This window comes from Blautia sp. 2227st1_G12_2227SCRN_220401 (assembly GCF_039062885.1).
Classification (GTDB): Bacteria; Bacillota; Clostridia; order Lachnospirales; family Lachnospiraceae; genus Blautia_A; species Blautia_A fusiformis.
The window spans coordinates 26,361-35,496 of sequence record NZ_JBCLNI010000033.1 but is presented as its reverse complement, the minus strand read 5'-3'; the positions used below and the strand labels follow the sequence as shown (position 1 = coordinate 35,496).

12 protein-coding genes are annotated in these 9,136 nt (G+C 45.3%); 11 read left to right on the top strand and 1 reads right to left on the bottom strand.

Features of this window, described 5'->3' with window-relative positions:
- Positions 1–251 precede the first annotated feature (251 nt).
- From ABCM67_RS14100 to ABCM67_RS14075, 6 genes are all read left to right on the top strand, one after another.
- Positions 252–473, top strand: a complete 222-nt coding sequence (locus ABCM67_RS14100) for a hypothetical protein (protein WP_015526439.1) — start codon at positions 252–254, stop codon at positions 471–473.
- Between the two features lie 2 nt (positions 474–475).
- Positions 476–688 (top strand): hypothetical protein, encoded by a 213-nt coding sequence (locus tag ABCM67_RS14095; protein WP_118608993.1) that lies wholly within the window; start codon positions 476–478, stop codon positions 686–688.
- Between the two features lie 21 nt (positions 689–709).
- The gene (locus tag ABCM67_RS14090; protein WP_147602730.1) at positions 710–952 is read left to right on the top strand and encodes a hypothetical protein; all 243 of its coding nucleotides are present in this window, start codon (positions 710–712) and stop codon (positions 950–952) included.
- Between the two features lie 44 nt (positions 953–996).
- The gene (locus ABCM67_RS14085) at positions 997–1,323 is read left to right on the top strand and encodes an AzlD domain-containing protein (RefSeq protein WP_147602804.1); all 327 of its coding nucleotides are present in this window, start codon (positions 997–999) and stop codon (positions 1,321–1,323) included.
- Positions 1,245–1,652 (top strand): hypothetical protein, encoded by a 408-nt coding sequence (locus ABCM67_RS14080; RefSeq protein WP_173746519.1) that lies wholly within the window; start codon positions 1,245–1,247, stop codon positions 1,650–1,652. Before ABCM67_RS14085 ends, ABCM67_RS14080 begins: the two co-directional genes overlap by 79 nt.
- A gap of 333 nt (positions 1,653–1,985) precedes the next feature.
- Entirely contained in the window at positions 1,986–3,503 is a 1,518-nt protein-coding gene (locus ABCM67_RS14075) for a CoA-acylating methylmalonate-semialdehyde dehydrogenase (protein WP_021651218.1), read from the top strand.
- A gap of 152 nt (positions 3,504–3,655) precedes the next feature.
- On the opposite strand, the gene ABCM67_RS14070 is transcribed toward ABCM67_RS14075, so the two are convergent.
- Positions 3,656–4,420, bottom strand: coding sequence for a DeoR/GlpR family DNA-binding transcription regulator (locus ABCM67_RS14070; RefSeq protein ID WP_015526435.1), 765 nt, complete (start codon positions 4,418–4,420; stop codon positions 3,656–3,658).
- 210 nt (positions 4,421–4,630) lie between these two features.
- On the opposite strand from ABCM67_RS14070, the gene ABCM67_RS14065 reads away from it, so the two are divergent.
- The 5 genes from ABCM67_RS14065 to ABCM67_RS14045 all read left to right on the top strand — a co-directional run bounded on the left by ABCM67_RS14065 (position 4,631) and on the right by ABCM67_RS14045 (position 9,055).
- A complete protein-coding gene (locus ABCM67_RS14065) occupies positions 4,631–5,047 on the top strand; it encodes a transcriptional repressor (protein ID WP_015526434.1) in 417 nt (138 codons plus the stop codon).
- Positions 5,044–5,994: a metal ABC transporter substrate-binding protein gene (locus tag ABCM67_RS14060; RefSeq protein ID WP_114002488.1), complete on the top strand. Its 951-nt coding sequence runs from the start codon at positions 5,044–5,046 to the stop codon at positions 5,992–5,994. Before ABCM67_RS14065 ends, ABCM67_RS14060 begins: the two co-directional genes overlap by 4 nt.
- A 38-nt stretch (positions 5,995–6,032) precedes the next feature.
- Complete coding sequence (locus tag ABCM67_RS14055) at positions 6,033–6,695, top strand: metal ABC transporter ATP-binding protein (protein ID WP_015526432.1); 663 nt, start codon at positions 6,033–6,035, stop codon at positions 6,693–6,695.
- Positions 6,692–7,489: a metal ABC transporter permease gene (locus ABCM67_RS14050; RefSeq protein ID WP_015526431.1), complete on the top strand. Its 798-nt coding sequence runs from the start codon at positions 6,692–6,694 to the stop codon at positions 7,487–7,489. Before ABCM67_RS14055 ends, ABCM67_RS14050 begins: the two co-directional genes overlap by 4 nt.
- A gap of 96 nt (positions 7,490–7,585) precedes the next feature.
- Complete coding sequence (locus tag ABCM67_RS14045) at positions 7,586–9,055, top strand: trypsin-like peptidase domain-containing protein (RefSeq protein WP_161209591.1); 1,470 nt, start codon at positions 7,586–7,588, stop codon at positions 9,053–9,055.
- Positions 9,056–9,136 lie beyond the last annotated feature (81 nt).

Sequence of the window (9,136 nt, the reverse complement as noted above, 5' to 3'; positions counted from 1 at the left end):
TTAGATCGATTATACCAGACCGGAGTGGAAAAATCAGTATAAACAGACTAAGACGGGTAATTTGGTAAGATTTTACCAAATTTTTTATGAATTCGGTGGTATTATATAAAGCGGATAGAAAACATATCCGATGCATCTGCGTGCAGGATATGGTACAATGGGTAAATGTGGAGTATGACATGCAAAACATGATATATGCAGAATAAAGGATCAGAATAAAGAATGAGAGTAAAGCGACAGGAGGAAGGATTATGAGTAAGATCGTAAATATCACATCAAAAGAGGACAAAGATCAGAAGCTGCAGGACATTGCAAACTCACTGGAAGAGCTGAAGGATGTAATGGCTGAAGTGATAGAAGCCTATGAGGAAGAAAATGCGGACAGCCGGAAGATGGACACGCTGACAGAGGCACTGGATGCGCTTGAGGACGCTTATGAGGCTGTTAACGATGTGCTGCTTGAGGAAATCTGATCATGCAGTATAAGGTTCTGAAGATAGAAGAAGACATGGATTTCGGCTGTGAAGAGCGGCAGCCGGGTGAAGCACTTATGTCAGTAGTGCTGGTGGAAGATGAGAATGGAAATGAAACAAGTCTGCGACATGATGACGGACTTCTGTATGAAAGAGATATCAATGAGGGAGATCTTGTTACCATGGACGGGCAGCATCAGCTGTGGAAATTGTAAAACAGAAAGGGACGTACATCATTGGATTTTGTCATGACCGCACTGTTTGTGGTTATGTTCATTGATCAGTGGGAAGATGCACAAGATCATAAGCCGGCGCTGGTCGGAATTGTATGTTCTGTGGTCTGCCTGGTGATCTTTGGAAGCGGGAAGTTTATCCTTCCGTCAATGGTATCGATCGTTTTATGCTTCCTGGGAATGAAGAAGCATGAGGAGAAGAGAAAAAAAGAACGTATACAGAAGTCAGAAGAATATCAGGCATGACAGTTGGGATATATATAGCCAGACAGGAGGGATAAGGAATGACTATGACAATAACACAGCAGATCATAACGGTTGTGGTAGTGGTCCTGGGGACTATGACAACGCGATTTTTGCCGTTTATCATATTCCCGGAAGTAAAGGAACCGCCGGCTGTGATCACCTATCTGGGAAAAGTGCTGCCCTGTGCAGTGATCGGATTGCTGGTGGTATTTTGTCTGAAGGATGTGCCGGAAAGTACGCATTACGGACTGCCAGAGCTGATCGCAATACTGTTCATTGTGGTATTACATAAATGGAAGAAGAGTACATTGCTCAGCATAGGAGGGGGAACGGTGTTTTATATGGTGCTGGTGCAGACCATATTTGGTTAGTCAGAAATATGCGAAAAACAGAAAATGAAAAGCTAAGGCAGGATACGATAACCGTATCCTGTTTTTTGATTGCTGCAGTAATTTATGAAAATGCTGTAGATCAGATAAGCAGGCGCAGGATTGTATGTAAAGGTGCAATAAGCCGTGAAAAGAAGCGAGCGGTCGTGAAAATGAGCACGTCCGCAAGGGACGCACAGATGTATTTCCTTGTTCCTGGAAAATACAGAGAAAATATGCTGGGATCAGAGGAATCTGTAATTGTAACAGAACAACGATACCCCTTACTTGTCTGTGAATCCGATTGCACAGGTCTAAAAGCCTCAGCGTAGCTGGAAGCAATAAATAGTGTGTGTGGAATGGTGTGTTATGAAAATAACAAAAATGAGTAACTTTTGCTCTCACAATGGAATAAAAAACGACAAGACACGATGCGGCTTTATGGCTGTAAATGCATGAGTTTCAAGAGTTTATACAGGGAACATGGAATACCATGAAATGTGAATAAATTAACACATAATTTTGAAAAATATACTCAAAATATAACCATACTATATTGACAAAATTAAAAATAAATGATAATCTGTGACCAGAACAAAACGAGAATGACTAAAATTTTTATGAAGTTAAGAATAAAAAGGTAAGCACGAAAGGAGTATCCTAAAATGGCTGAGATCAAAAAAATGGGTTACTGTGTAAACGGTGAGTGGAAAGAGTCAAAGGCAGAGAAATACATGGATGTTACAGATTCCAGTACAGGTGAGGTGATCGCGCAGGTTCCCTGCTGTACACCGGATGAGGTAGAAGAGGCGATCGCTTCCGCACAGGCTGCATTCCCGGAATGGTCCTCGCTTTCTCTTGCAAAGAGACAGCAGTATATGTTCAGATGGAGAGATGTTCTTTATGCTCATAAGGAAGAACTTTCCGTACTTTGTGCAAAAGAGCTCGGAAAGAACATCAAAGAGGCAAGAGGAGATGTTCAGAAAGCAATTGAGCCTACAGAAGAGGCATGTGCACTTCCGACAATGATCCAGGGCGATGCTGCAATGCAGGTAACTACAGGATATGATACAGCTACATATCGCAAACCACTTGGAGTAACTGCTGGTATTGTTCCGATGAACTTCCCGGCAATGATCCCATGGGGCTGGATGGTTCCGCTTTCCATTGCATGTGGAAATACAGTAGTACTGAAAGCAAGCTCCCAGACACCACTTACAGCTATGAGGATCATGGAGCTCTTTTATACAGAGGGAGGATTCCCGAAGGGTGTTGTAAACCTTGTGACCTGCAGCCGTGTAGAGGCTGATATCCTTCTTACAGATGAGAGAGTAAAGGCTGTTACATTCGTAGGAACAACAGGTGTTGGTAAACAGGTATATTCCAAGGCAGCAGCTCATGGCAAACGAGTTCAGGCACAGTGTGAGGCAAAGAACCATGCACTTGTACTTGAGGACTGCAACCTTGAGGCTACTGTTAATGCGATCATCAACTCTACATACGGATGCGCAGGTATGAGATGTATGGCTCTTCCGGTTGTATGCGTACAGGATAGTATCGCAGACGAATTTGTTTCACTTCTTAAGAAAAAAGCAGAGGCTATGAAACTTGGCTGTGCATATGATGAAGATACCGATCTCGGCCCGGTTGTAAATGCAGGCCATAAGGAGAAGATCTGCAACTGGATCCAGAAGGGTATCGATGAGGGTGCGGAGCTTGTACTTGACGGACGTAATGTAGTAGTTCCGGGATATGAGAACGGATTCTTCGTAGGACCGACAATTCTTGATCATGTAACACCTGAGATGACAGTTGGAAACCGTGAGATCTTCGGACCGGTAACCTGTATCAAACGAGTAAAGGATTACGAGGAAGGCATCGCAGTCATGAATGCCAATCCATTTGCAAATGGTTCCTGTATCTTTACACAGAGCGGATATTACAGCCGTAAATTCGCTATGGAGACAGATGGCGGTATGGTAGGAATCAATGTAGGTATCCCGGTTCCGACAGCATACTTCCCATTCTCCGGAAACAAGGATTCCTTTTTCGGTGATCTGCACGTTCTCGGAAAAGATGGCTATCGTTTCTTCACAAGAGCAAAAACAGTTACAACACACTGGTTCGATGAAGCTGCCGGAAAGAGAAAGGTCGGCACATGGGAAGGAAGTACTGAGGCTTAAGAAAGCTTCATAAATAAATTTATGACACTGAAAGGCAGATCGGGTAAGATCTGCCTTTCAGATAAAATCCTCTAATGAAATGAGCATATTCAAAAACGGTGCATCTGCTGGATTTCCGGCAGATGCACCGTTTTTTAGGGCCAATATCCGATTTAATCGATCGTCATAACACGGATGCCGTGCTCCTGGCAGAAGCTGTCGTATTCTTCGGGAAGTGGCTGGTCGGTTACGATGGCGTCCAGCTTTTCCATGGAAGAATAGGTCATAAGCGAGATCCGGCCGAATTTGGAATGGTCTGCAAGAAGGATCATGCTGTTGGCATTCTCTGCAATGGCTTTTTTGGTGATGTATTCCTCGGCGCTGGCATTGGTAAGTCCGCTCTTCATGGTTACACCTGTGCAGGCCATAAAAGCCATGGAAATGTTGTAGGTCTGCAGATAATCATTGATATCCGGTCCTGTGAAGGACAGGGTCTTGCGGTTCAGCTTTCCGGGAACGGAAATGATATCCAGGTTCGGATAGGATGCTGCCTTGTTGAAAATAAGCAGGCTGTTGGTCAGGATCGTACAGTGCTTATCTGCAATAAAATCAACCAGGTTCAGGCAGGTTGTACCTGTATCGATATAGATGGTATCGTCTTCTGCCACAAGCTCTGCGGCACGGCGGCAGATTTCTTTCTTTTCGTCAGGAAAACGTCCGCCACGCTCTTCGTAAGACAGAAGGGGAAGAGTCTGTGGAGTTTCGAGTGCTGCGACACCGCCATATACTTTCATGATACTGCCACGTTTCAGAAGGATATCGACATCTCTTCTGATGGTGTTTTTGGATACGTTGAATTTCTCACATAATGTATCGAGAGAAGCGTTCTTATGCTCCAGCACATATTCTTCGATCATGTCCAGTCGCTGTGATTTCATAGAGGTCTACCTTCTTTCTATTGGTTAAGTCTTGGTTATATTTTATCATAAAAGAAGGTAGAGATAAAGTGCTTTTATAAGAACATACCAAAAATTATTTCCCTTCAAAAATATCTTGACGAAATTCTTATTTGAATGTAATATGAAAACGGTTTTCAAATTCAAATCTGCCATGTAAGGTGCAGTTGATAGAAGAGAGTAGGAAATATAATGGAAGAAAAAATGAAATACAGCACCAGGCAGCAGAAAATAATTCTGGAATGCCTGCAGGAATATGGAGATACATTTTATACCATAGATCAGTTTATGGAGCTCCTTCGTGGAAAAGAGATCCAGATCGGAAGGACAACGGTATACAGAGGACTGGAGCGGCTGCAGAAGGAGGGAGCGGTGCTGAAGGTTCCGTCTGTGGAGGGAGCGCCTGCCCAGTATCGTTTTATACGTGATGAGGAGCGGAAGAATTACGGTAAGCTTGTGTGTCTGGAATGTGGGCATACGATTCCTCTGCAGTGTGGATGTATCGATCATTTTGTGGGACATGTGCTGGATGAACACGGATTTGAGATCGATCAGAGCCGGACGATCTTTTATGGATATTGTGACAGCTGCAGGAGGCTTAAAAAATGAATGTTAACAGAGGGAAGATGACAGCGGCAGCAGTTCTGGCGGTGACGCTTCTTGTTGTGGGCGGTGTGACCGGATATGGTTTGCACAGGGCCGGAACGGTGGGACAGCCATTTGTGGAGGATGGCCGACTGAAGGTGATGGCCAGCTTTTATCCCATGTATGATTTTGCCCGGAAGGTAGGGGGCGACAGGATCCAGGTAAAGGATATGGTTCCGGCGGGAACGGAGCCTCATGACTGGGAGCCGGCGGCAACGGATATCCGGAATCTTGAGGATGCAGATGTGTTTGTCTATAATGGTGCGGATCTGGAGCACTGGGCGGAGGATGTACTGGATACTCTGGAGAATCAGGATCTGGTTGTGTCTGAGGCATCGGATGGTGTGGAGCTTCTGGATGGAGGACATGATCATGCTCATGGTGATGAAGGAAAAGATCCTCATGTCTGGCTTGATCCTATGCGTGCAAAGCAGGAAATGAAGAATATCAGGGATGCTTTGGTAAAGGCTGATCCTGGGAACGGTGATTATTATGAAGCAAATTATGAGAAATATGCCGGTGAATTTGATGAGCTGGATCAGGAGTTCAGAGATGGTCTGAAAGGTACGAAGAGCCGGGATATTATAGTGGCGCATGAGGCTTTTGGATATCTGTGCAATGCCTATGATCTGAAGCAGCTGGCTATCGAAGGGCTGACACCGGATTCAGAGCCTGATCCTGCCAAGATGCAGGAAGTGATCGAGTATGCGAAAAAATACGACATCCATACCATATTTTTTGAGGAGCTGGCAAGTCCCAAGGTGGCGAAGACAGTGGCGAAGGAAGTGGATGCGGTGACTGCTGTGTTGAATCCGATCGAGGGATTAAGTGAGGAGGATATAGAGGCCGGAGAGGATTATTTTTCTGTGATGAGGAAGAATCTGGAGGCACTCAGGAAGGCATTGAACTGAAGGTGCAGGACAGCAGCTGTAACAAAAAAGGAGAAATTATGGGAATTTTGATAGAAAATCTTTCGTTTCACTATACAGGGACACCTGTGCTGGATCAGGTGAACCTGGAGGTGAAGGATGGCGATTATGCCATCCTTACCGGTGAAAACGGAAGTGGAAAAAGTACATTTCTGAAGCTTCTTCTGGGCGAACTGAAGGCGCAGGAGGGAAGTATCACTGTAAATGGAAAAGATATTTCTGCCACATTCGGAAAGGGAGATCTGGGATATGTTCCACAGAACAGTATCAGCAGAAACCAGAATTTTCCGGCGACTGTGGAAGAGATCATGATGACAGGTGTGTATTCCTCTTCCTGGAAGGCACGTTTCCGGGCAAAAAAAGAGATCCCGCGTTTGAAAGCCGCACTTGCGGAAATGGAAATGGAAGAGTTCTGGAAAAGAAGGATCGGAGATCTTTCCGGAGGACAGCAGCAGAGGGTTATGCTGGCACGTGCACTGGCAGGAAAACCGAAGATCCTGATCCTGGATGAGCCTACCACAGGAATGGATATGGTTTCTGTGAAAACACTTGCAGAAGTTCTGAGGAAGCGGAATGAGGAACAGGGGCTGACGATTCTTATGGTTACTCATGGAAATTCCGGTGAGTTTAAAGGAGCAAACCGGTTCTTTAAAGCGGAAGAGGGGAGGATCGACGAAGTATGAGTATTTTACAGTATGGATTTATGCAGAGGGCTTTTCTGGTGGGAATCCTTCTGGCTGTGATTACGCCCTGCATCGGGATCACCATTGTTCTGAAACGGATGTCCATGATCGGAGATGCGCTTTCCCATTCTTCACTGGCCGGTGTTGTGCTGGGACTGATACTTGGAGTGAATCCGGTAGCCGGTGCAGTAGTGATGTGCATCGTAGCTGCTCTTGGAATTGAGGCTATCCGCAAAAAAATCCCGCGTTATTCGGAGGTGGCGATCTCCATCGTCATGTCTGCCGGGATCGGACTGGCCGGTGTGCTGTCCGGTTTTGTGGAAAACGGTGCCAGTCTGAACAGCTTTTTGTTCGGAAGTATTGTGTCCATCAGTGAAGGAGAGCTGGCGCTGGTAGTTGTGATCAGTGTGCTGGTACTGGCAGCAGTGCTGTTTTTTTACAGGGAACTGTTTTATATCGGCTTTGATGAAAATGCGGCAAGGATCTCCGGTGTTTCCGTGCGGAATATTAATTTTCTTTTTACTATTCTGACGGCTCTGACAGTTTCCATTGCGTCCCGTACAGTAGGGACCCTGATCGTTTCCTCCATGCTGGTAGTTCCGGTGGCGTGTGGGATGCAGATGGCAAAAAGCTATAAGGGTACACTGATCTGTGCCATTATCGTGGCGGTATGTACCACCATTGCCGGACTGTTTCTTTCCTATTATGCCGGACTGAAACCAGGTGGAATGATCGTTCTTCTTGAGGTTGCGTGGTTTGTAGTTGTGATGACAGTGAAAAGTTTTAACAAATAAAACACATTTTTCCCACAAAGTAAACACAATTAACCCATATACTTTGAAGCATCAAAAGGAAACAGAGAAGAATTTTTTCCCAGGGAGGATTTAACCATGAACAATAACAGAAAATTAAAAATAAAGAAAATGATGAAAAAAGGTGCAACCATCAGCCTGTGTGCAGTACTTGCTGGCGGCATTGGAGTTGGTGCATATGAAGGTATAAATTATTTCTCCGGTGCACAGTCCGTACAGGCGGCAACCGACAGCTCCGAGAATCTGACTCTTATGAAGTCTGATAAAAAATCAAATAAAGACAGCGAAGATACAGAGGATACAAAATCCTCCGATACAAAGGGCAGTCTGGATGTATCAGATGTTGCTGAGAAGGCAATGCCTTCTGTAGTTGCCATCACAACCAAGTCCGTTCAGGAGGTTCAGGATTATTACAGCATGTTTGGTTCCCAGTATGCGCCGAGCCAGGAGCAGGAAGTTGAAGGAAGCGGTTCCGGTATTATCATCGGAAAAACAGATTCTGAGCTGCTGATCGCCACAAACTATCATGTTGTGGATGGTGCCGATACCTTGTCAGTTGCCTTTGCAGATGGCAATGCTTATGAGGCTACGGTAAAGGGCTTTGATGAAAGCGAGGATCTTGCAGTTGTTTCTGTTGCAACGAAGGATGTTTCGGATGATACAATGGATGCAATTTCTGTTGCAAAGATCGGAAGCTCTGATGATCTGAAGATCGGTGAGCAGGTTGTTGCCATCGGTAATGCACTTGGCTATGGCCAGTCCGTTACTACCGGTATTGTCAGTGCTAAGAACCGTAAGACAGATGCATCAGGACAGATCGAGGGTGATTCTACAGATAACAGTAGCAGTATCAACAAGGGCGTGAACCTGATCCAGACAGATGCGGCTATCAATCCCGGTAACAGTGGCGGTGCGCTTCTGAATATGGATGGTGAGGTTGTTGGTATTAACTCTTCCAAGCTTGCTTCTACTGAGGTTGAAGGTATGGGGTATGCCATTGCAATTTCTGATGTTGCGGATTCTCTTGAGAACATGATGAATGCCAAGGCAAGAGATAAAGTGGATAATCATGGTATCCTTGGTATCACAGGCAGTACAGTAAGTACGGAGGCAGTACAGATTTATGGTATCCCGCAGGGTGTATTTGTTTCGAAGGTAACCGAGGGCGGCCCTGCCGATGATGCAGGTATTACCAAGAATATGGTCATTACAGAGTTTGATGGTAAAACGATCACCAGTATCGATCAGCTGGTTGAGCTGCTTCAGTATTATGAGCCGAAGGAAAAGATCGATGTGACGGTTGCAGTTCTGGATGGTAATGAATATAAGGAGAAGACACTCACTGTAAAACTTGGTAAAGATGACAGTTCCAGCAAGGATAGCAAGGACAGCTCTGAGGATAGCACGTCCCAGGATTCCCAGGATGCAGATATCCCAGATATCCAGGGAGGACAGGATGACTCCGATCAGGGGGATGCAGATGCATTTGCTGATGATGGAGAAGCCAGCCTGTTCAGAGATTTTGAGCAGAATGGCTTGTATGACTGATCAGTCCTAAATTATAGATGGAGAGCATTTTCGAGGTGAAGAACCGCAATCAGTTCATCCCCTCCATGAATCCGCAGGAAA

Excerpts from the sequence above, each read along its gene's own strand:
- ABCM67_RS14065 (WP_015526434.1), top strand. The coding sequence starts at position 4,631 with ATGGAAGAAAAAATGAAATACAGCACCAGGCAGCAGAAAATAATTCTG.
- ABCM67_RS14095 (WP_118608993.1), top strand. The coding sequence starts at position 476 with ATGCAGTATAAGGTTCTGAAGATAGAAGAAGACATGGATTTCGGCTGT.
- ABCM67_RS14055 (WP_015526432.1), top strand. The coding sequence starts at position 6,033 with ATGGGAATTTTGATAGAAAATCTTTCGTTTCACTATACAGGGACACCT.
- ABCM67_RS14080 (WP_173746519.1), top strand. The coding sequence starts at position 1,245 with ATGGAAGAAGAGTACATTGCTCAGCATAGGAGGGGGAACGGTGTTTTA.
- ABCM67_RS14060 (WP_114002488.1), top strand. The coding sequence starts at position 5,044 with ATGAATGTTAACAGAGGGAAGATGACAGCGGCAGCAGTTCTGGCGGTG.
- ABCM67_RS14085 (WP_147602804.1), top strand. The coding sequence starts at position 997 with ATGACAATAACACAGCAGATCATAACGGTTGTGGTAGTGGTCCTGGGG.
- ABCM67_RS14050 (WP_015526431.1), top strand. The coding sequence starts at position 6,692 with ATGAGTATTTTACAGTATGGATTTATGCAGAGGGCTTTTCTGGTGGGA.
- ABCM67_RS14045 (WP_161209591.1), top strand. The coding sequence starts at position 7,586 with ATGAACAATAACAGAAAATTAAAAATAAAGAAAATGATGAAAAAAGGT.
- ABCM67_RS14100 (WP_015526439.1), top strand. The coding sequence starts at position 252 with ATGAGTAAGATCGTAAATATCACATCAAAAGAGGACAAAGATCAGAAG.
- ABCM67_RS14075 (WP_021651218.1), top strand. The coding sequence starts at position 1,986 with ATGGCTGAGATCAAAAAAATGGGTTACTGTGTAAACGGTGAGTGGAAA.
- ABCM67_RS14070 (WP_015526435.1), bottom strand. The coding sequence starts at position 4,420 with ATGAAATCACAGCGACTGGACATGATCGAAGAATATGTGCTGGAGCAT.